Annotated in this window: 20 protein-coding genes; all 20 read right to left on the bottom strand. The window is 39.4% G+C overall.

What is annotated here, in order from left to right:
- Positions 1-2395: leucine-rich repeat protein (locus WMO43_RS04785; RefSeq protein ID WP_353530277.1), on the bottom strand; the 2395-nt coding region annotated here is incomplete at its 3' end.
- A 379-nt stretch (positions 2396-2774) separates the two neighbouring features.
- Positions 2775-7907 (bottom strand): autotransporter outer membrane beta-barrel domain-containing protein, encoded by a 5133-nt coding sequence (locus WMO43_RS04790; RefSeq protein WP_353530279.1) that lies wholly within the window; start codon positions 7905-7907, stop codon positions 2775-2777.
- Between the two features lie 19 nt (positions 7908-7926).
- Positions 7927-8310 carry a hypothetical protein gene (locus WMO43_RS04795; RefSeq protein ID WP_353530281.1) on the bottom strand — a complete coding sequence of 128 codons (384 nt, stop codon included), beginning with the start codon at positions 8308-8310 and terminating at the stop codon, positions 7927-7929.
- 17 nt (positions 8311-8327) lie between these two features.
- Positions 8328-8891, bottom strand: coding sequence for a hypothetical protein (locus WMO43_RS04800; protein ID WP_353530282.1), 564 nt, complete (start codon positions 8889-8891; stop codon positions 8328-8330).
- Positions 8892-8900: 9 nt separating this feature from the next.
- Positions 8901-9044, bottom strand: coding sequence for a hypothetical protein (locus WMO43_RS04805; protein WP_353530284.1), 144 nt, complete (start codon positions 9042-9044; stop codon positions 8901-8903).
- 122 nt (positions 9045-9166) lie between these two features.
- Positions 9167-9496 (bottom strand): hypothetical protein, encoded by a 330-nt coding sequence (locus tag WMO43_RS04810; protein ID WP_177962829.1) that lies wholly within the window; start codon positions 9494-9496, stop codon positions 9167-9169.
- Positions 9497-9522: 26 nt separating this feature from the next.
- Positions 9523-10938 (bottom strand): hypothetical protein, encoded by a 1416-nt coding sequence (locus tag WMO43_RS04815; RefSeq protein WP_353530285.1) that lies wholly within the window; start codon positions 10936-10938, stop codon positions 9523-9525.
- Positions 10916-12031, bottom strand: coding sequence for an ATPase, T2SS/T4P/T4SS family (locus WMO43_RS04820; protein ID WP_353530287.1), 1116 nt, complete (start codon positions 12029-12031; stop codon positions 10916-10918). Before WMO43_RS04820 ends, WMO43_RS04815 begins: the two co-directional genes overlap by 23 nt.
- Positions 12032-12053: 22 nt before the next feature.
- On the bottom strand, positions 12054-12221 hold the full coding sequence (locus tag WMO43_RS04825) for a hypothetical protein (protein WP_353530290.1): 168 nt from the start codon (positions 12219-12221) through the stop codon (positions 12054-12056).
- A 194-nt stretch (positions 12222-12415) separates the two neighbouring features.
- Positions 12416-13648, bottom strand: a complete 1233-nt coding sequence (locus WMO43_RS04830) for a [Fe-Fe] hydrogenase large subunit C-terminal domain-containing protein (RefSeq protein ID WP_353530291.1) — start codon at positions 13646-13648, stop codon at positions 12416-12418.
- A gap of 87 nt (positions 13649-13735) precedes the next feature.
- Positions 13736-14722: a DUF6560 family protein gene (locus WMO43_RS04835; RefSeq protein WP_353530295.1), complete on the bottom strand. Its 987-nt coding sequence runs from the start codon at positions 14720-14722 to the stop codon at positions 13736-13738.
- Between the two features lie 17 nt (positions 14723-14739).
- Positions 14740-15465 (bottom strand): hypothetical protein, encoded by a 726-nt coding sequence (locus WMO43_RS04840; RefSeq protein ID WP_353530297.1) that lies wholly within the window; start codon positions 15463-15465, stop codon positions 14740-14742.
- Positions 15458-16231, bottom strand: a complete 774-nt coding sequence (locus WMO43_RS04845; RefSeq protein ID WP_353530299.1) for a hypothetical protein — start codon at positions 16229-16231, stop codon at positions 15458-15460. The genes WMO43_RS04840 and WMO43_RS04845 overlap by 8 nt, the downstream gene beginning before the upstream one ends.
- Positions 16228-16767, bottom strand: a complete 540-nt coding sequence (locus WMO43_RS04850; protein ID WP_353530300.1) for a hypothetical protein — start codon at positions 16765-16767, stop codon at positions 16228-16230. The genes WMO43_RS04845 and WMO43_RS04850 overlap by 4 nt, the downstream gene beginning before the upstream one ends.
- Before the next feature lie 204 nt (positions 16768-16971).
- Positions 16972-17220 carry a hypothetical protein gene (locus tag WMO43_RS04855; protein ID WP_353530302.1) on the bottom strand — a complete coding sequence of 83 codons (249 nt, stop codon included), beginning with the start codon at positions 17218-17220 and terminating at the stop codon, positions 16972-16974.
- A 17-nt stretch (positions 17221-17237) separates the two neighbouring features.
- Entirely contained in the window at positions 17238-17411 is a 174-nt protein-coding gene (locus WMO43_RS04860; protein WP_353530303.1) for a hypothetical protein, read from the bottom strand.
- A 96-nt stretch (positions 17412-17507) separates the two neighbouring features.
- Positions 17508-18497: a DUF6560 family protein gene (locus WMO43_RS04865; protein ID WP_353530304.1), complete on the bottom strand. Its 990-nt coding sequence runs from the start codon at positions 18495-18497 to the stop codon at positions 17508-17510.
- Between the two features lie 13 nt (positions 18498-18510).
- Positions 18511-18768 (bottom strand): hypothetical protein, encoded by a 258-nt coding sequence (locus WMO43_RS04870; RefSeq protein WP_353530306.1) that lies wholly within the window; start codon positions 18766-18768, stop codon positions 18511-18513.
- Between the two features lie 157 nt (positions 18769-18925).
- Positions 18926-19555 carry a hypothetical protein gene (locus tag WMO43_RS04875; RefSeq protein WP_055238586.1) on the bottom strand — a complete coding sequence of 210 codons (630 nt, stop codon included), beginning with the start codon at positions 19553-19555 and terminating at the stop codon, positions 18926-18928.
- A gap of 300 nt (positions 19556-19855) precedes the next feature.
- Positions 19856-22102: a protein kinase domain-containing protein gene (locus WMO43_RS04880; RefSeq protein ID WP_353530309.1), complete on the bottom strand. Its 2247-nt coding sequence runs from the start codon at positions 22100-22102 to the stop codon at positions 19856-19858.
- Positions 22103-22144 lie beyond the last annotated feature (42 nt).

Raw genomic sequence — 22144 nt, forward strand, 5'->3', positions numbered from 1 at the left:
TTTCCGGTTTTTTCGGTACACCGTAGACCGTGATCTTTTTCACGCTCTTGCTGTAGGTGGATGTTGCCTTTGCCGTTACCGTGATGGTTGCCTTTCCGGTTCCCTTTACGGTTACTTTTCCTTTGCTGTTGACCGTTGCAACTTTCTTGTTACCGGTCTTATAGGTGATCTTGCCCTTGGCTTTTGGTTTTAAGGTAAAACTCTGTCCGACTGATTTCTTATAAGCGGAAGATACTTTGGTAATCTTCTGCTTTTTCAGATTATTCGTAGTGGAAGAGTTCTGTGGTTTTTTTGAATCAGAGGTATTCTGATTATCGTCTTTTTTCTGATTAGTGTCCGGATTTTTAGGATTATCCGTATCGTCCGTCTGTTCGCCACGGCAGAGGCTGAGCAGTCCTGTTAAAACCGGATTGCCGACATACGAACCAATCGGTGTAACATATACATATACACCCTGTGCTGCCTTTCCATCCGGGAGATAATTATCCTGATACTGTACGGTGTAATCAGTTCCCTCTTTGAATACCGTACCCTTACTGTCTCTCACTACCACGATAGGTTTTACCGGTGTGGAATCTGTCACCCATACCCGGTCACCATCATTTACAAGGACGTACCAGTCTTCGGTACTCTTATCTCCGATAACCTGAAACGTTTTTTTGATTTCTTTACCATTCTCATCTTTCATGGCTGCCGTTACGGTAACATCACCGGCTGCTTTCCGGGAGAGGGTTGCTTTTTCATTATATGCCCCACTGGGTTCCACAACGACTTTGGAATCGTCTGAAGAAGTCCATGTAACCGTTCCTGCTAATGCCGTGGTTAATTCCGGTACGGTCTGTAAGCTGACCGTATCACTTTTTCCTGTATGGATGCACAGGCTGTTTCCTAATACCTGCTGTTTTCCGTCTGCCTGATGATAAATCTCCGTGCTTGTAGTCGGGACCACGTTCTTAACCGTAAAGGAAAAAAGTTCTTTTTTATCTTCCCTTGTAACGGTAATGGTGGCTGTTCCCGGTTTGGTGCCGCCTTTGACATAGCCACCGGAGCAAGATGTTTCCGCTTCATTATAACGGATATGGTCTTTTATATCATCTCCCAAATAAGCCTCTGGTACAACAATGGCTGCAACAGATGGATCACTGCTTTTCCATGTTACGCAGTCGGTAGCTGCATCCTGATGTACTCCGAAAAGGTGGATCGTACCGGATGTAATCTGTTTTGATTTATCAGCATATCCATGTTTCATGGCATTGTAATTGTCATAGTTATTGTTCTGCTGATAGAGTTCTACTGTAGTTGCATCATCCTCTAATGTGGAATTTTTTAACTTATCCATTAATTCAGTGGTTTTTACTTTTACTTTTGAACCAGATGGCAGGCTGCTAAATGTACCCTTATTCATTGTACAATTTCCTTTTGTGGAAACCCAAAAAGTCATCGGATTTGTCATTTTATGCTTCTGATTTGCAAAAGAATCACCACCAGTTTTAACTACCGTTTCTGGAATGTATACGGTTGTTAAATATTTAGGATTTGTAAACGACCAGCTTTTTACAATCTGTGTTCCATATGGAATACTGTAAGAGTTCCCTGCTTTATTCTGTGGATAATAGAGCAAGGTTGTTCCGAAAAACAACACACCATTGATAGTATGGAAAGAAGCTTCTTCAGAGTTATCAATCTTGAATCCCGTACATTCATTCATAAAAGCAAACGCATCCTCTCCGATGCCTACTAAACCATTTGGTAAATGAAGTTCTTTGATACTTTCGCATTTCTGTAAAGCACCTTTCTTGATTATCTTCACGCTGTTCGGAATACGAATGTCTACAACTTTATCAAGTGCATAAAACGCCTTTGTTCCGATACTTGTAATTCCATCTTTAATGATAATGTGCTGTACCTGCTGTCTAAAATCTTTTCTCCATGGTGCTTTTTCTCCATCCGGCAGATCATACATTTCTCCATTTCCGGATAATGTCAAAGTACCTGTGCTTTCGTCAAAGTTCCATGTGATGTTATTACCCATGTTAGCACCGTAATTCCCACTGGTTGCTACTCCCTGTTCTGGTACATCTTCCAGTGTTTCCACGGTGATGTTTTCTGATGTGGTATTATCAATGTTCTCTTCTCTCTTGTCTGTTTTATCTGTTGTAACAGTATTTGTAGCAGTTTCCTCTTCATTTTCTGCCGGATCATCTTCCGCAACCTCTTCCGGTTCTTCAGATTCTAAATCTTCTTCCGGTTTCGGCTGTGTGCTTTCTCCTACAGCTTCTTCCATAACCATTGTATCTGTTGTATTTTCATTGTCTGCTTCCGCTGCAAATGCGATGTTACCATTTGTCAAGGTGATCACCGATGCTAAGATCAATGCTAAAACTCTTTTTTTCATAATTGAAATCCTCCACAGAATATGTATTTTAAAAATGTAGTTTTTGTATTTCCTTTATTACTAAATATATTTTACCATTATTTATACTTTTTTTCAATATAAAATAGTTATATTATAGCTATTTTATACATATTTTATAATTGTAAAATAGCATAATGATTGTGTCAACCAAAATCCACAAAACCCTTGATTTCTGCGGGATTGTGGCATGTAAAGGAAATTATAGTTTTCGGATAGCATGAGGATAGAAACGGGATAGATAAAAGATAGCCAAAGAATAACAGAAAAATAAACGATCATAATAATAAAACCGCCCCATGATGAGGCGGCTCTATCGGAATGTCGGATGCCGCATACGCAGCACCCGGCATTTTCTGTACTACTTGATACAGTCTTTATATTGCTCACGGAATTTCTTTAATCCGTCCTTTTCCTTATAGTTCATGTAACCATGCTCATCCACAAAGTCATCCACGGATCTTACCTGTTCATGTGTGAACTCCCATGTTTCTTCCACATGATCCCATGTTCCGCTTCCCGGATCATCTGCTTCAAACTTCACACCGAATACACGGACACTCTTTTTCTGTATGCCGCGTTTTTCATTGCTCATGGCTTTGTCTAACAATGCGGCATACTCCGGGTCCGTTTTCCAGATGGAGTTTTCCTCCAGTCCTCCGTTCTCCTTAGAAACATATGCACCGTTCTTTTTGTAGTATTTCGGACTGATGAAACGTACATAGGTGTCATACTCTTTTTGGATGTCCGAAGTATCCACGATCCAGCACTCTACCTCCTTGGTCGTGATGTTTCCTGCGGAATCCGTTAAGGTGTAGCGGATGGTGCTCTTTCCGGTTTCCTTAAGGCTTTCCATGTCTGTTTCCGCACGGAGCTTTAAGGTGGCACCGTCTTTTCCTTTGATGATCAGACAGTTTTCCTTTTTGTTGTACTCGTAATCCTTAGAATACAGGTACCTGCCGTCTGTATCTTCCTCGTCCTTAAAACGCAGGGTGGTAAGCAGGGCTTCCGTTGTGATCTCTCCGTTTTCTGCCTGTTTTAACGTGAAGTAACGGTTGTAGGCATCCAGCTGTGGGAACTTGTCCCATACGGCATATATGTTCAGCCATGTACCGCTGGTCATTTTCCCCTGTGAAGCACCATAAACGGCAGCATCCTGTTTCTTTACGCCAAGGCTCAGCTTATCTGCCGGCTTTTCTTCCCTTCCCTTTTTCACCATGTCATCCGGTGCATCATAGGTAATGCAGAGGTTTTCGCCTTTGTCATTGGTAGACTGCAATGCAATATCATATACTTCTCCTGTGATTCGTTCTTTACCTAGTTCAAAAGTTCGTTCTCCATTATCTTCACTCAGCACATCTTTCGATGTTCCCCATTCCTTCACACTGTACTGCTCCTCACACGGTTCTTCCTTTCCGGTGTCCGGGTTTAAGCTCGTCAGTTTTGCCGCACGTCTTTCATCGGTTACGGTTTTGTTGTTTTTATCCAGAAGGTTTCCGTTTTCATCTTTTTTGTATGTTTCCGTCCTCTGGAACGTATCTTCCCCGACCAGTCCCTTGTAGAACTTTCCGTCAAACTTATACATTTCCGTATCGGAGATGATCAGGCTCTTATCCTTTTCCTGTGTGTAGTCATCCCCCACGGTCTGACCGTTTCCATGGTAGGCGATGTTGTAGGATTTTTCCCATCTTGCCGTCAGGACAAGATCCTTGGCACCGCTGTAGGTATACTCTTTGGACCATTTCCTGGTTTCCGGGTCATACCACTGATCCGTCACCGGATCATAACGCTGCACACCGTCCTTATCATACCATCCGAGGAACTGATAGATGTTTCTCTGTGCCTTATCCTGAATGTACGGCTTCATGCTCTCTTTTCCGTTTACATTTACGGATGCCTTTACCTTTACATCCTCATACCAGTAGGTATCCTGTGTTTTTGGCATGGTACATGCGATGTCTGCATTTAATCCGCTTTTGTATGTAACCTGTACGGCTTCACTTAAGATGACATCCTTTGCCATCAGGTCCGATGCATTGATCCCACTTCCCTTTAATGCGGCATTGGCTTTCTGTAGGTTCAGTGTCTTTCCGCTCCTTAAGCAGAACTTGCTGTCATCCGTTAATGCCAGCTTATTTAGGATCGTACTGCCATCTGCTCCTGCATAGGATGCCTGTGCCACTTTTCTTCCTGCTTTCCGGTTCTTTGGCTGTAAGTAGTTGACGCTGTTGAGCGTCCCGGTAACGGTAACAAATTTCTGCTCATAGAGGTAGATGCACAGGTTCTTGGAATGGCTTGCATCCGAGGATATCTCAAACGTTCCGTTCTGTAAGACGGAATTATTGTTTGAGGACAGATAGGTTGCAGCCGAGGTATTGATCAGGCGACCTTCGTTATAGATGGATTTATTGTTGACTGTTCCGATTGCTCCACCTAGATACTGGAACGTAGCCTGACCGCTGATGGTGCAGGTTCCGGTCTTACCGTTGGAGAGTGCCGTTTTGCTGGCACTCCGTACTCTTGCCATTCCAGAGATGGTGGCAGTTCCCGCATTGCTGATGCCCGGTTTCTGCATACCGGTAACATCCACACCGCCTGTTACGTTTAACACACCGGTACTGCTGTTATAAATGCCGTTATCCGTATCTCCCGTTACGGTTCCGTTTCCGTTATAGTGGAAGGTAGCACTGTTGCTGATTCCTTTGCCTTTCCCGCTGATGGTCGGCTGTGTTCCGCTCTTTACCGTAAAGACGCCGCTTTCTTCATTGATGATGGCGGTTCCGTCTGCCATGGTGTTTACGATGGTGGAATTGCTGTTGAGGTCAAACGTTCCGTTCTCACTGTTCTTTACGGCTGTTCCGGTATTTTTTTCTACATCCAGTGTTCCGTCTGCCTTAAAGGTTCCGGTGTTGCTGATACCGATCCTGTTCTCTTTTACGGTCAGGGTATTTCCTGCTGCAAGGGTTACGCTTCCTGCATTGCTGATACCGTTCGATGCACTCTTTGTGATGTTTAAGCCGGTCCGGATCTTGATATCACCGCCTGCATTATTTTTTAACCCGTAATAAAATTTATTTGCCGTTCCGTTCTGCTCACTTTTCGTCGTACCTCCCGAAAAGGTCAGTGTCCTGCTGTTGCGGATGCCATGACCGGAGTTATCGTGTACGTTACATCCGTCTATCACGGCACCGGACTTTTCACCGTAGGCATGGATGCCGTCTGACTTATTTCTATAGATCTCCGTATCCTGTACGGTCAGTGTGACAGGCTGACCTGTTTCGGTGCCGCAGTTGGCGAGTCCTTTTGAGGTATTGTCATGGATGTTGCTGTTTTTGATGGTCATGTTCCCATGGTTTCCAACTGCCGAGCTGCTTGGAGTTCCATCTTCCCCTTTTTCCCTTGCCACGTTGTTTTTGATGCTGACCTTCTCCATGACCATGGTTCCTTCATGGCGTGACTGTCCACCATAGCGGATATCCGGTTTTGTCGCATCATAAGAACCGTTTTTGACCGCTCCTTTGCTGTATGCCTGATTATCTTCGATGATGCAGTTTTTGATTTCTGCATATCCGTTGTTCATAATGCCTCCGGCAACTCCGAAGTTTCTGTTTCCTGCCGTATTGCCGCTGATATGGACTTCATTATTACCGCCTCCGTCAATGATCAGCGTTCCACCGTTTTTTACATATGGTACGTTCTTTTTTAAGGTCTTGTCGTAGTAAGATCCCATATAGGAACCGACCACGATACCGCCTCCGGTTCCACGGTCCGTACCAAGTGCTTTGTTGTTTTCTATTTTGCATTTTGTGATCTTAAGGACGGCTTCCTTCTGATCGGACTCATAATCCGGTCCCGTGGTATAGATACCGCCTCCGGTAGCTGCCGTATTGCCGCTGATCGTACCATCCTTGATGGTACAGTTTCCATCGTTTCTGAGTCCTCCTCCATGGCAGTAGGTCTTATCATCATCGTCTTTGAGGTTGACTTCCTGAAAATTCTTTTCCGTTGTGGCAAATTTATTGCCGCTGATCGTACCGCCATACATCATCATGGTTCCTTTATTAATGATTCCGCTTCCGCGTCCGTCCATGCTGTTGTTGTTTTTGATCTCCGTTCCCGGATAGATGTTTAAGCTGCCGCCGACTTCCACACAGACCAGTCTCCCCATGTGTGCTGTGCCTCTTCCATCCAAAATGACACCGTGTTTTCCGTTTTTCTCATTATCCCCCAGTGTCAGGGAGGAACCCTTTTCCACACGGAACATATCGGAATAGGTATTCGGGTCTTTACTCATGGTGCTTTTAACGCAAAGAGAAATGTTTGTACTTTCACTTACGATAACAAGTTCTGTATGATTGGATACGTCGATCCGCTGTCCGCAATAAAGATTTTTTCCTCCATCTGCTTTTGGTTGGAGCTTGATAAGGTATTTTCCTCCTTTTTTTGCATATGCCTGAATGGTCGCCACATCATTGGTACTGATCCTTGTATAAGACTTATCATACTTCCAGCCAAATGCCCGCACTCCGTTCTCTGTGACGGTCTTTTCTGCTGCCAGCGGCACGGATACGTTTTCCTGCGTTTCCAATGACACCTGCGGACGGCAGGCATTGGATGCGTTTAAGTAGGCATCCAGTGTTTCATATGCTGCCTGTAATGCCGCTTCCTTTTCTTCCGGCGTTTCATGATCGGTTGTCACAAAGGTATTTAAGCAGGCAATGACCTCATCCAGTTGCGGCTTGCTCTCTTCATACTGTGTGACCAGTTCGGTCGGTCTTACATTTTCGGTATCCTGTGATCCGTCTTCTCCTTCTTCCGCTCTGATGGCAGCCTCATAGCTGCCGTCTAAAAAGGCACTTAAATTTCTTTTCGGATCTGCTAACTTTTTGAGATCTTCCTTGCATTCATCCACAAAGAATTTTGCCGTATCCTGCACGGTACTGTCCTCTGCAAAGGAAAGGTTTGTTAAAATGTCATTATAGGTCTTGCAGGAAGCAGCGTATCCTTCATCAAAGACTTCCTCCACTGGAGGTTTTACTTCGTTCTGCTCTGTTCGTGAATCATTTCCCTTTTCCGTTTTTTTCTTGTCGGTGCTGTTTTCGGATCTCTTTTTTGTCTTTTTCTCCACTTTAAAATCATTTGCCGCACCGCCGGATTCCTGTACCGGCTGTTTTTCCTGCTCCCCGGAATCTGTCTGTCCTGTTTTTCCATCTTCCTTTTTATTTTTTGACGCTTCCTCTTCCTTTGCTTCCATATTTATGGCAGTCGGATCTTCTTCTTTCTGCTTGCCGTCTACGGGATCTGCCGTATTTTCCGGTGTTTCTGCTTCCGGTTTTTTATCTGTATCCGATGTTTCTTCCTGTGTGGCTGTTTCCACTGTCCCCACCGGATTTTCCTTTGCATATGCCACCGCCGTATCCGGCAGGATGCTTCCTGCCATGGTGGCAGTACATAAGGTTCCGGCTAATAATCTTACAACCGCTTTTCGTTTCATGGATTCCTCTCTCCTTTCCCTATGGGTTTTTTTTGTTCTTCTCTACCAGAATGGTCCTGGTCTGCGTAACATCCTTTTCATCTCCACGGGGAGTTTTATAATGCTGTGTGACCTCTGCCTGTATCAGTCCTTTTTGGTAATCTGACATTAAGATCTTTACTTTGACATCAGAAGCAGAGTCTAACTGGAGCATCAGGTTCTGCACAAAGGCTGTCCGGAACTCTTCATTGCCGGTATACACTTCCTCATCCTCTGTCATCTTTGCTGCCGCATTCTCCATTGCCTGTGTAATGGAATCGGAGGATTCCGTTTTTCTGGTCGCTTCCCCCTGCAACGTGTAAATGCAGAACAACAGTAGCACCAGTACGATGGCAGATGCCACGCCGATCACGATATTTTTCATGGATCTTTCCCTCCTTTTTACCAGTTATCGTTATTTTCTGATTTCCACTGTGTTTCCACCGGAACTAAAAACTCGGTTTCTGCCCGGTTGTTATATGCATCTTTTCCTGTTACCTTTACTAAATAGATACCGCTTTTTGTAAAGGTAAGGGTCTGGTTTTCTTTAGCATAGGAAGCATCGGATGTCTCTTCTTTGTCCGGTGTGCTTACCGTAACCTCAATGTTACGGATCCGGTTTTCCTCCACGGCTTCGGCAAGTGTTTTTTCATAGTCATCTTTTTTATCTGTAACACAGATATCTTTTAATACGGAATATTCTACGGAAGCTGCTGTTGCCTGATTATTTTCGTCATATGCTATTACTGTTTTTTGTGCTGTTCCTCCTGTATATTCAAATACCGGATGATACGATACTGCTTCATAAAAAGCTCTTTCATCCCTAAAATCCGTTTCCTTTTCTGTATTTTTAAAAGCATCCGTTTTTAGTCTTGGGATAATTTGATTTTGATAAATAACAGTTACCGCAATCACTAAGATTGCGGCAACGAAAATTCCACCGATCAGCTGTATTATTTTTTTCATACTGCCTCCTTACCCATAAAGCCAGGAAGAAAAAATATGTGCTATACGCGAAAATCCTCCTCCAAATGCCATTCCTGCAAAACTGCTGATCACCAATGCTGCTGCAGTTCCTGCAAGAACTGTTTCACCATGCTGGTTCATAAATTCTTTCATGTTACATCCCCCTTGTTATAAACTACTGAGCACCTTTAATACCTCTGCCAGTCCACCTATGACCGGCAGAAACAATGCTATATACACCAGTGTCTCGCCATTTTGTTTAATTAAATTTTCCATTAATTTACATATCCCCTTTCCATGTGTGTCTGATCCACTCCTAAAATTGGAATTTTATAATGATAGGTCATCTTAAGTTCTACGCCATCTGTCTCTAAAACATCTCCATATGTTGTGATCTGCATCTGATATCCATTTCTTGCTGCCTGTTCCTGTACGGCAGTGATCACGGTTGGGGACATATTAGACTCTGCAATTTCCTTTTTTGCACTATCCATATAACTCCTTGCTGCATGAGTATCCATCTCTGCCGAGATCAATCCTGCTGATAAATAGACGATCATTGCAAAAATAAATACTCCTAAAAAACCTTTGATCACAGTATCCATTAGTTCCTCCTTTTACTGCATAAAAATCATAATACCTGTCCCATGTTCTGATACAATGTAAGCATCATAAGGAACATATCCGCCATCATTTTTACTCCGACCGGAAGAACCGGATAAAACAGATATCCCATCATTCCTGCAACTTTGTTATCATTTTTCATCCGTTCACTTTGCATCGTCATGGTATTGTTCTTTTCTACGATCTGAAGCATCTGTTCTTTTGTATTTCCGCCTTTTCCGGTTGATATTGCATAGAGCAGTTTCATGCTTTCATGTACTCGTGGCACATCATAATCTTCTAAGAACTGAAAATACGCATCCGGTTTTGTAGGAAATTTCTGCAATGTTTCCCACATTTTTTCTAACGGATATTTTAAAATATTCGGTGCGGTATCCTTCGATTTAAAGACTGCTCCCTGTACACTTTCCGTTTCCATAAACAGGATAACGCCTAACAACCACTTCGGATAATCCCGCTCAATCTCTTTTTTGATTCTTTTTTTCTTAAGTGCATAGTCTAATTTATGTTGATTCAACATCAGAATTGTAATTGGAAATCCTATGGCAAAACTCAAAAAAGATTTGCTCAAAAGATAACTTAGAAGCATCAGACCTGCCGGCAGGCATGCCCACTTGATACTGGAGAATAATACTCGTTTTGCATCATAATTTTCAATAAAAAGATATTCCCTTTTGATGTCCTTTTCCGGTCTTTCACTATTTTTTTCTAACCAGTCTGCTGCATTTTTTTTGATCGCACGGCGTATCAGACATAATAAACAGCTGATCTCTATCACGACTGCAAATCTTTCCGGCATCTTTGTCATAACATTCATCTCATTGGGCAGGAAAAACATCAGCGCTTCCGAAACAATGAAAAGGATCACGGTAGACAGGATCACAGAGATCAGCATATTTTTCTTCTCACTCATACATTTTTCCGTAGCTTCAATCCATGCATTTCTCCTCTTGTCTAAAATGCCGATGGCTTTTTCAGGATTTCCGCCCCGTGCTTCATTTCTTAAAAAGAAATCATGCATTAATTCCATCTGTTCACATCCATAGGCTTCTTCTATGATAGAAAGTGCTTTTTTCGATACATCCGCCCCCGCATCTTCCTTTTCATACTCCCTCACTGCCTTCTGTAACACTTCTTTCATTTTTCCATCCCTAAAAAGCATTTCAGTTTCTAATAGAGACTGGTAGATTCTTCGGTTTTTTCGATACGCTCCCTCCATCTGCTCTAAATAAATACAAACCTCTAGAAAACGTTCCGACGATTCTCTCTCTTTTTGCAATCCCGACATGATTCCGGGAAGCAAAAGAAAAAGACTGATTCCCAGCATCACACTGAAAAAAATTCCAAGTTTACAGATTCCCCCAAGAAATAATGCTCCTAAAACGGCGACTGCGGCATTTTTAAGCGTCCACATTTTTTTCATACACCATTCCCTCTTCTTCTAACATTTTTTGCAGCTGTTCACAGTAAAATACATCTGTAATCCCTGCTTTATCCATTTTTCTCTTTATGTCCTCCGGTAAAAATTTCAACTCCTGCTGCTCTATGAGCTGGCCTCCCTGCACCGCTAGGACACATCGATTTTTTCCATCTTCTCTGGAAAAAAATCCAATCTGGCTGATATAACGTTCCTGTTTTCCCTCCTCCCCGGAACTCCTTGTCTCTAACAGGACACCGACATCCATTCCGACATAGACATCATTTTCTAATCTCTCTGCATCCTGACGGCTTGGCATCATATTTAAAATACGATCCGGGATCTTCCTCACATCATCCGTATGAAGTGTCGTAAATCCCGTAATTCCGGTAGTCCAGCACTCTACTAACTGCTTTACTTCCGTGGAACGTGCTTCTGATAACATGACACGGTTCGGTGTCATGCGAAGCACCTCTGTCATTGCGTCATTATAAGAAAAATACTCATTCACTTTAAGCTCTACACAGTCCTTTTCCGGATTGATCTCCCGATAATGTACCTCTTTGGTGTCCTCTACGGTGATCACTTTCTGCTCCGGTGGAATAAATGCCGTCAAAAATTTGGCACATTCCGTTTTCCCGACTCCCGGTTCTCCACAAAAGACCATATTTAACTTTGCTTTGACGCAATTTGCCAATAAATGCAATACTTTTTCTTCACAATAATGTTCTTCTAACGCTTTTTTCGGTGTAATTCTCTGTACCGGAGGTGTTTTTCTGATACAGATACAGGTGCCGGTCGATGCAACAGATTCATGTATCACAGTGATCCGCAGTTCTTCTGTCTCTGCCTCTATGACATTATCTGTCGGTGTTAAATTTTTGCCGACTAAATTTGCAACATTCGTGGCAAAAGACTGAATAAATTCTTCATTTAAGCGCTGTCTGATCTTTTCATCCGTTACTTTGTGCCTGATGTTGTGGATATCCCTGATCCACAATTCTCTGCCATTATAATCAATATCCGTAACATCCTTTTTCCGCAAAAAGGGCAGAAACGGACCATACTGGATATCTGACAGCGATAACTGTTCTCTCATACGATTCTCCTATGAATTTTCTCTAAAAATTTGCTGCCTCCTGTGCTTTCTGTGTAAATGTATCAATCAATGCGGTAAATACGGTCTGCAAATGTCCGGTCTGTCCTAATGCTACAATCGCTGCAATAATAATGATTACAATTGCTGCTGTTGCAATCGCGCCACCGTGTTCTTCAATTAATGTTCTCATACATTATGCCTCCCTGATTTTTTTGATCTGTTGGAATAATTTGATTCTAATTTGATTTTGATAAGAAAATTTTGATTGGGATAAAATCCAAAGGAGTAGAAATCTCCCTTGAGTGTTTTTGATTATAAAATACAGACCTGCATCTGTCAATGTGAAAAATGACGAAAAAATAGTTTAAAAAAAATGGAGAGCTGTTACTCTCCAAAATCTCTGGTTAAAATTTTGCTGTTTTCTAAAAAATTTTCTACGGAATCATAACCGAGCCGTTCTAACAATTCTAACACAAAAGGATTTTCCAATGGTGTCCTATATTGTGCTTCGTCTCCGTAGGCATCTACCCGCTCTTTTCCTTCTTCTTTTTTGATGATGATTTTTGGTCCACCGACACATCCACCGTTGCATGCCATTCCCTCAAAAAAGTTAGCTTCTGTCTCGCCTTTTTGTATCCGTTCTATCAGTTTTTTACATGCCGGAACACCATCTGCCTGTTCCGGAATTACCGGGATTTTTTTATCAGGGTCTATCTGCTCCACGGTCTTTTTCACTGCTTCTGAAACACCGCCTGTTCTTGCATAAATCCGCCCTGCCCTGGAAGAATGCTCTTTTTCATCTTCACTTAAAAGCTCCGGTTGAATTCCCGCTGCATCAAAAATATCCTGTACCTCCTGAAAGGTCAGCACATAATCCACCGCATCTGCAATATCCTCTTCTCTGGCTTCTTTTTTCTTTGCCATACAAGGTCCTACAAATACGGTCATTGCATCCGGATACAATTCTTTGACTACTCTTCCGGCTGCAATCATGGGCGATACTGCTCCCGGCACATGTGGCACCAGTTCTGAATAAATTTTTCTGATCATGGTAATCCACACGGGACAACAGCAGCTTGTCAGTTGGAAATCCTCTTTCTTTTGTACATGGTGTTCAAATTCCAGTGCCTCTTTTAATGTTAAAATATCTGCAAAAACGGCAACCTCTACCATTCCTTTAAATCCAATAGCTTTAAAAGCTGTCCGCAGCCGCCCCGGTGTTGCTTTTTCGCCAAACTGTCCCGTAAATGCCGGTGCAATCAGCACATAGACATCTTTTTTCCCGCTTCTGACCGCCTGTATGACCGGAAGTACATCTTTATTCGCTGTAATACGCTCTAATTTGCAAACATCTATACATTCTCCACAACCGGTGCATTTTTCTGCGTTAATATGAATCTCACCGTTTTTCCCCTCAATCGCATCAAAAACGCAGCTATTCATGCATGCCCGCTCATCCTCGCAGGACACACAGCTTTCTGCCGCAATCACCGGCGCATACTGTTCCGGATGCAACAGACAATCCATATGCACAGGATTGTAGTCACCTGTTATTTTTCTTCCCTTGCCTATCTCCTGCTCTAAAATATCCTGATATAATTCCTGAAATGTTTTCATGGCACATACCCTCACTAAACTATTGTTTGGTATGAGTATGTGCTGTTTTTTGGAAAATTATAGCTGCTGTATCTCTTATTTATTTTTTCATAGTTTTTTTCTCCAGAATGTTTCTAAATATTTCTCACCTTCAATGCATGGAATATCCGACTCTAATAATGTGTCTACTACAAATTGCCGGACATTTGCCATTCCTTTATGAAGCGTAAAAAGTCTCTTCCGGTCGCGATATAGAATGATATTTCCCTCATCCCAATCCACTTTATAGCTGAGTGTTTTATCTAATTTTAATATTTCTTCTTCATGAAATAATTTTTTATAACGGTAGATACCATTTTGATATTTTAAATAAAACACTTTGTTATATATAATTCCCAGGATCATTATGATATTTATTCCTACTAATAATATTGTAGCTAATATCACTCCTAATATCTCCATTCCCCCTTGTATCTCTCCATCTTTATATAAAAGATATATCCATAATCCCAAAAGGGGAAGTGCCAGAAATGCTTCAAATGCACTCATCAGCCAATTATGGATCGGATACTCCATTACTTTATAATACTCCGGTCCCGGTTTTAAATCTTCTACTAAAATACCTTCATTCGCAAACCACTTCATCAGATACGGAATTCCTTCTATTTCGTCATCAACCGTAATAACTTTACGCTTTCCCTTATAGATGTTTAAACAGTACACCTCATCGCGGCATACCCTTGTGATTGCTTTTAACGGATAACTTCTTCCTATACCAAAAAACAGACTATGGTATCTGACTTTCTCATGATCCACTATCACTCTCCAAAATAAGGCATATCCTGTTAACAAAAATCCCGGTATTATCATAAAAATAGTAACTACGCCTGCCACATAATACTCCCTTTTCGGAATACACTTCGTGAGAAACACGATCCCCAAAAGAAATATAGGTGCACCAATGAATGCTAAAAAAGTAGGTGCGGATGCTACCAGACGATCTTCATCTTCAACGGTTGCCGGACTCTTATCATCTATCACATCCAAAAAATCCTCTATTTTATCTCTAACTTTTCTCCAAAATTTTTTCTTCATATATTTCTCCCGTTTTGCTACTGCTTTAACGTATACTCTAATTTATTTCCCTCTTTATCACTCTGCAGATCTGTAAAATACCAAAAATACCATTTCTTTCCGTTCTCTTCATAGGGAATCACCGCGTCCGGTTTCTGTCCTTCTACGGTCAGTGCCTCTGCACTTTCTCCTTTTTTCAATTCCTCTTCCATGATGTCCCCAAATACAAATCTTGCATTTTTGTCAATTCCATAGTGCTGCATATAGTCACTTCTTGCTAACTGTGCCTTTGTATTCTTATCAGCATCTCCTATTCCTTTATAAAATTTTTCAGAGTCCCTTACATAAGAACGTAAAAAAGCATACTGTTTTTTGCCGTCAACTTCCCGTATCTTAAAAGTTGCAAATGTATTCACACTTTTTTTCTTTTGAATAGATTGATAATAGATGAATCTGTACTGATCATTCTCCATATCAACTAAAAGATGATCTATATTTTTCTGATACGGTTCATACTCATCATAATAGACATCTGCCTTTTGTAGGGCTTCTTCCATGGTTGGATAATACTCTTCATCGGGTATATCATCTTCGTTAACCTCACTAACATAACGAGGGTATTCACCGGTATAAGATTCTTTTATGTTGGGGTCTAAAGTGATGGACCTGTCATACCAATATAAAATGACTATCCCTAAAATTCCAATCACGAATAAGATATTTTCACATATTTTTCCTGCCTTTTTTCCCTTACTCTTATTCATTGTCTTTTCCCCCTAATGTATAGTTCAATTCAGTACCTTTTTTCTTGCTTTTTAAATCTGTATAATACCAAAAATACCAGACCTCACCGAAATTTTTATATTCTACGATTCCATCCGGTTTCTGCCCTTCCACACTCAGCTTATTTATGCTCTCATCCCCTCTTAAACCATATTTCATCACATCACCGCTTGCGAACCTTTTTTCTTTGGAATAGGCACTAAGATCCTGCATATAATAATCCCCGGTCCATAAATCATAACCTACCATATCATACTCACTATACTTTGTGGACCGGTTCTTTCTAAACATCGTAACCGGATGTGTTTCCAGAAAGGCATATCGGTCTTTACCATCTATTTTCTCTTTTTTTAATTTGACCCACGCCCTACAAACCTCACTATTTCCTTTGCATGACTGACATAGCATAATTACATAATTACTATTTTCAAAAGTTGCAATGACATGATCTATACCTTTTTGATACTCCTCTCCTTGCTCATTCCCTATCGCAGAACCCGCAACGGCTTCCTGTATGGTTGGATAAAATTTTTTTCCCTTCAGCCGTTCTTCTTCTGTATTTAGACTAAATGTCCCCCCTCCCGTATATACAGCCTCTACTTCCAATTCTTTCTTTTCTTCTGGATCTTCTTCTGTTGGATTAATCAGACGTAAAATGGATGAAATACTTGCCTGTATAACCAGGATCAAAATAATCCCACCAAACACACATATTATTTTCTTTATTACATTTAAAAGTTTTTTCATATCTCTTCCTCTACATCTTTCTTTCGATATTTCTCCATATACTTTTCACCCTGAATACATTGAATATCTTTTTCCAACAAAGTACTTCCAAAAAATTCAATATTTTCAGAAGCATGGTACACTTCAAACAATTTCTTCCTATTGCGATATACCGTAATCACATTTTCATCTGCTTTATATGTGATTTTTTCATCTAACTCAAACTTTTTTTCTTTATGAAACGGTAGATAATAGCTATACTCTTCATTCTGATATTTCAAATAGTAAAATGCCTCATAACAGCATCCAATGAAAATTGCTATGCTAAATCCTATCATGCAAACGATAATTCCAACTGTTACCACTATATCCTTTACACTTTCAAGATGGAAGTCTCTATACATAAGATACAACACGCATATATTGCCAGGAATTACTATGAATATATTTAATCCCATTAATTCCCATGTATGTACCGGATGTGGCATTACTTTATAACATTCCTCTTTTGGAGTATGATCCTCTACCACAATTCCTTCCTCTGCAAACCATTCCACCAAGTCATCACTTCCATATGTACCACTATACACTCTAAACACCCTATGATTTCCCTTATAAACTTTTAAGGATTTAACTTCGTCATAACATACCTTCGTGATATCTTTTAGCGGATAACTTCTTCCTATTCCAAAAATAGAACTATGGAATTCTACCTTTTCATGATTTATTATAACTTTCTAAAATAAAGCAAATCCGCTTAACTAACCTCCCATTCCACCAAACATGATTATACCTATTATGCCCCATAAATACTCCCCCTCCCGTATAGCAAGGATTGGAAGTATAATTCCTAAGATGATCAAGGTTGGTAAGCCTATGATTGCATATACTGTAGGAGCATCAACTACCAGGCAATCTTCCTCCTCTTCTTCCCTTGCTTTTTTATCTTCTACTTTTTCTAACAGGTCAATCGTTTTATTTGTTAGCTTTTGCCTAAAAAATGTATTCATATGCTTCTCCCGTTTTTCTACTGCTTTAACGTATACTCTAACTCATTTCCTTCTTTATCACTCTGCAGATCTGTAAAATACCAAAAATACCACTTCTTTCCGTTCTCTTCATAGGGAATCACCGCGTCCGGTTTCTGTCCTTCTACGGTCAGTGCCTCTGCACTTTCTCCTTTTTTCAATTCCTCTTCCATGATGTCTCCAAATACAAATACTTATCTGTATAACCAGGATCAAAATAATCCCACCAAACACACATATTATTTTCTTTATTACATTTAAAAGTTTTTTCATATCTCTTCCTGACCCTTATCCCTATATTTTTCCATATACTGCTCTCCCTTGATACATTTGATATTTTTTTCTAATAAAGTTCTGCCAAAGAACTCTGCATTTGTATAACCATGAGAAGTTAAAAATAATCGTTTATTATCTTGATATATAACAATTCCATCTTCCCTTGCTTTATAAGTAATTCTTTCATCTAATTCAAATGTTTTTTCTTTATGAAACAACTGATGATAACTATATTTTCCATCCTGATATTTTAGATAAAAAACTTTTTCACGGATAGTCAATAACCACTCTAATATCAAAGCATCTATTACTAGTATAGAGTATACAATGGTCTCCAGTATTTCGCCTGTAGTTTGTAAAGAAATATTTTTGTACATACAATATAAGATAAACCCTATCCCCGGAGTTACTCCCATTACATTTACTACAATTATAACAATCCATGCCTCTTCTGTATGCCACATTATTTTATAACATTCTTCTCTAGGAGTATTATCCTCTACTAAAACCCCTTCCTCTCTAAACCACTCTACCAATTCATCCATTCCATAAGTACCACTAGATACCTTAAAAACCCTACGTTTTCCCTTATATACCTCTATTTCTTCAATTTCATTATAACATACCCTTGTGATATCCTTTAGCGGATAGTTTCTCCCTATTCCAAAAAATAAACTATGATATTCGACCTTTTCATGATCTATCACAACTTTCCAAAATAAGGAATATCCTGTCAGCCAACTGCACATTCCACCAAATATGATCATACCTATTATTCCCCATATATAGTCCCCCTCTCGGATGGCAATGATCGGAACTATAATTCCTAGTATAATTAACGCAGGCAGACTTATTATAGCCAAAATAGTCGGTGACTCTAAAATTAAACAATCTTCCTCTTCTTCCCTTGTTTTTCTATCTTCTACTTTTTCTAACAAATCAATCGTTTTATTTGTTAGCTTTTGCCTAAAAAATGTATTCATATGTTTGTTTTTCCTATGTAGGACATCCTCCATTCATTATAATATCCTCTCTAACAGACTTTCTAAGTTGTTTTATGGTTGATTTTTTTGCTCTCTTCCATAAAATTGTATTTTCTGCAACATATAGATTCTCTTTTTTAAAAAAGTCCAAAATACTGTCCCAAAATAGTTCTTCATCTGCTTTATATATCTTTTTCTGTAGTTTCTTAAATTGTTTTCCCATTACATCTTTTGTCTCCTTTTTTACCTTCTTTAAAGTTGATTCTGCCAAATCAGCTTTATCTTTCGCATTCTTTCGAACTTCTTTATAAATCTTATCCTCTCCACATTCCCCTGAACTTTGATTTTATACTGCATAGCGAAAGTGACACTATTAACTTAAGGGTGGGGTAAATACCTTAACCATTTGAAAATTCCTTTTAATGTTACTACTTTACCCTGTCCTCGGCAGGATCAACTGCATACCAATGTTCTGCATTTCGCTTACATTCTAACACAGGTATTCTTTTTGTCACTTCACGTTTCGTGCTTCCATCACTACGAAGAATTTCTCTCCATTCCACTGGTTTATTATAATATTTCATTTTGCCCCCACATTGAGGGCATCCTTCAATATGTATTTTCTCTATGGTCAATCTATTCCCATAACCACTAATTGCAAAATTGAAAAACAAAGGATGTCTCGTTTGCTTTTTAGCAATTCTTCTAAGTGTAAAAAAGATTAAAAATAAAAATACAAATATTATAAAAATAATAGAATATTTCTGCATATCTAAACTTATTGTATTTCCATTCATCCCTCTAAAAAAGCAAACTATACTTTTTACTATTTTGGCAAACGGAAATATTCCTACAATTGCAATAATAGTGCTAATCCATGTTAAAACAGCTAAAGTAAATGGACTACGCCATTTTGGTTCTGGATCATAATTTGCCGTCTTTTGCTTCTCTTCCGAGATATTATTGATAATATCTCCTGCTGCAATTTGAGTTTTTCCTGTAAAATTCACATTTCCATTGAAATTATTTTGCTTATACTCTTCTTTTCTTCTTCTCATATCGTCATCTTCCTTCTCTTTTGCGAAAAAGTATTCCTTTTGCCAAAATGTATACTGATAATTCCGAAAATCTTATCCCTGGGGTAAATCAATTCCCTCATACCCATTCTGCGGAAACTGAAACACACATCCATTTTTGCCCCAAATCGGCGGAAACCTTTGATTTACGGGGCTTTTCTCGTCAGCAGAGCCACTGTTTCAACATGCAGTGAAAGTTACTTCTTATACTAAATAGCGAAACTGTTGCCTTTTGCGAAAAGGTTCATACTCCACCTAGGGGGATAAATTTTACCCCACGCACTATTGATAGTATTGCTTTATTTCTGCTAACATCTTTTCCGCATCTTCACATTGATCATAATAATCAACGTCATACCTTTGCCCTGTACGCAAGTGATGTAACCAACCATCAAGCATAGCCAGATAGATTTCACCTACATCATCCAAATTCGCGTATTGTCCAACATAATTATTTCGAGCATCATAACTCTCTTGAGACACTGGATATCGATAACATTCATAATGTAAATCACTATCTATTAACTGGGCATATCCTTCTTCATCAATAACCAATCGGTTATTCCTAAAGTCATTTCCTGCTCTTAATACTTCTTTAATTTCTTCTTCAGTAAATATATGTGATGGAGATTTTATCCGAAACAGTTTTATTGTAAAATAAATACCCATTTCCTGCCATACTATCCCTGATTCACTGCATATTTTTTTTATATAATCTTTCATTTCAACAATAGCCTTAACTGCTCCGTTAAAATCTGTAAATAAATATTTCCCATCCTTGCTTACCGGATATGGTATAACATCTTCTTCACAAATATATCCTGTCTCCGCCACATATTTTCTTGCACCAAAAGTTCCACCATTTATATGAAACATAATAGCAAATTCCAACTTACCATCATTTTTATTATTATTTTCATCACAAATATCTTTTAAGCACCATTTATTCCAATTTTCTTCGATAAATTTGTCAAACTTACAACTTTCTTCTATTCTCCTATGGATTTCTACATCCTCTTTTTCTTCTTTAATACTAAATGGATTCTTCTGGTAAATGCTTGAAAATTTAGTAAAATCTTTCATCATATAATATGATTGTCTCATAGTTCCAATATAATGTCGAAATTCCATACTGCTCATTTTATTATGCCTTGCATCATAAGTTCCAGAGATGTGATTATATACAGATTGTTTTGAAAAGATAACAAACGAGCCATTCAAAAATCTGTCGACTTGTCTGTGTCCTTTAGGAAACTCTGTTCCATCATCATATCTTCCATAACTTGCCAGATTGCTCTCTATATAATGTCCCGGAAAATCTTCTATCAATGACTCACGACAATCCTCATATATCGCATTAGAAATAGGTTCTATTGGTTCTAATTGTAATCTAAAATAACCCCATCTATAATCTCTTTTCCCGTAATTTTCTAATTCCAACCTATACGGTTTAAATATGTAGTTACAACCTCCAGCTACCAAACAGATACATCCTTCTTCGTTTGCGTATTTTGCCGATTCTACATCCTGTCCCCCTCCAGTTGGCAAAAACATATGATTTAGTCCAGGCATACTTCCTATATCATTTAAAATTTTTATAATAGAATCTATATCTCTCCACTCAGCATGTAATGGTACTGTTTTAGGAAACAGCCTATTCTGTAAATATTTCCACTCACTATAATTGCTCTTTTGAAAATTGCTTACTACCTCTAACCATTTTTCAAGTGTTGTCACAAAAGTTTCCATACTAGGTCTCAATGACGGATCGTACTCTGTTGCCTGCTTTAATAGTTCTTCCAATTCCACTAAATGTTCCTTTTTATACCTCTTGTCATTACGCAGTCCAATTATCGCATCATCTTCTTCATATCTACCTTCAAATCCATGATCTACTCCAGTCAATACAATCCATAATGTTTTTGCAAGAGAATACACATCTGCCTTTTTACCATCAGCATTTTTTGCATTATATCTCATTTCAGGAGCCATTGTAGCCTTTGGACCAACTGCTTCTTGAAGCGACGTCAAATCTCTCTTTTCAGGATAGTCAACTAAGCCAAAATCTCCAAGACAATACTTACCATTGTAAAAGTATATATTTTTCGGTTTTATATCTCGATGAACAATATCTTTTTTATGTAACGCTTCCAAAGTTCTTGCCAGTTCCAAAACACAATTCACTTTATCTTCAAGACTTTTCACTTCCTTCAATTTATCTTCAAGGGGTATAGCAATTGGCATTGCGTACCAATATTTTTTTGTTTTTTCATCAGGTAATCCGTAAGAAAAAATAGGAATAACCCCTTTAATTTCATCTTGAATCCCAACTACCATCTCCGTCTCAATCTTAAAACGTATTCTCTTTTTTCTATTCCTTTTTACCGCCTTTTTTCCGTTACCACTTTCTTCTCGAAGAATTTTGATCGCGACCTCTTCACCTCTTGCATTCTCCGCAACAAAAACGTTGGCATTTCCACCACCATCCATCCTTCTTATTATTTTATATTCGCCCATATACTCTGCCATATCTAAACCAAACTCTCCTGTCTGCAACTTTGCTTTGATATT

The sequence above is a fragment of the Maccoyibacter intestinihominis genome (genome assembly GCF_040096355.1).
Lineage (GTDB): Bacteria > Bacillota > Clostridia > Lachnospirales > Lachnospiraceae > Maccoyibacter > Maccoyibacter intestinihominis.

What these genes read in the sequence shown, in the direction of transcription:
- WMO43_RS04880 (WP_353530309.1), bottom strand. Translation starts at nt 22,102, where the DNA reads ATGGCAGAGTATATGGGCGAATATAAAATAATAAGAAGGATGGATGGT.
- WMO43_RS04855 (WP_353530302.1), bottom strand. Translation starts at nt 17,220, where the DNA reads ATGAATACATTTTTTAGGCAAAAGCTAACAAATAAAACGATTGACCTG.
- WMO43_RS04790 (WP_353530279.1), bottom strand. Translation starts at nt 7,907, where the DNA reads ATGAAACGAAAAGCGGTTGTAAGATTATTAGCCGGAACCTTATGTACT.
- WMO43_RS04805 (WP_353530284.1), bottom strand. Translation starts at nt 9,044, where the DNA reads ATGAAAGAATTTATGAACCAGCATGGTGAAACAGTTCTTGCAGGAACT.
- WMO43_RS04865 (WP_353530304.1), bottom strand. Translation starts at nt 18,497, where the DNA reads ATGAATACATTTTTTAGGCAAAAGCTAACAAATAAAACGATTGATTTG.
- WMO43_RS04840 (WP_353530297.1), bottom strand. Translation starts at nt 15,465, where the DNA reads ATGAATAAGAGTAAGGGAAAAAAGGCAGGAAAAATATGTGAAAATATC.
- WMO43_RS04845 (WP_353530299.1), bottom strand. Translation starts at nt 16,231, where the DNA reads ATGAAAAAACTTTTAAATGTAATAAAGAAAATAATATGTGTGTTTGGT.
- WMO43_RS04830 (WP_353530291.1), bottom strand. Translation starts at nt 13,648, where the DNA reads ATGAAAACATTTCAGGAATTATATCAGGATATTTTAGAGCAGGAGATA.
- WMO43_RS04810 (WP_177962829.1), bottom strand. Translation starts at nt 9,496, where the DNA reads ATGGATACTGTGATCAAAGGTTTTTTAGGAGTATTTATTTTTGCAATG.
- WMO43_RS04835 (WP_353530295.1), bottom strand. Translation starts at nt 14,722, where the DNA reads ATGAAGAAAAAATTTTGGAGAAAAGTTAGAGATAAAATAGAGGATTTT.
- WMO43_RS04815 (WP_353530285.1), bottom strand. Translation starts at nt 10,938, where the DNA reads ATGAAAAAAATGTGGACGCTTAAAAATGCCGCAGTCGCCGTTTTAGGA.
- WMO43_RS04875 (WP_055238586.1), bottom strand. Translation starts at nt 19,555, where the DNA reads ATGAGAAGAAGAAAAGAAGAGTATAAGCAAAATAATTTCAATGGAAAT.
- WMO43_RS04820 (WP_353530287.1), bottom strand. Translation starts at nt 12,031, where the DNA reads ATGAGAGAACAGTTATCGCTGTCAGATATCCAGTATGGTCCGTTTCTG.
- WMO43_RS04860 (WP_353530303.1), bottom strand. Translation starts at nt 17,411, where the DNA reads ATGGAAGAGGAATTGAAAAAAGGAGAAAGTGCAGAGGCACTGACCGTA.
- WMO43_RS04800 (WP_353530282.1), bottom strand. Translation starts at nt 8,891, where the DNA reads ATGAAAAAAATAATACAGCTGATCGGTGGAATTTTCGTTGCCGCAATC.
- WMO43_RS04825 (WP_353530290.1), bottom strand. Translation starts at nt 12,221, where the DNA reads ATGAGAACATTAATTGAAGAACACGGTGGCGCGATTGCAACAGCAGCA.
- WMO43_RS04795 (WP_353530281.1), bottom strand. Translation starts at nt 8,310, where the DNA reads ATGAAAAATATCGTGATCGGCGTGGCATCTGCCATCGTACTGGTGCTA.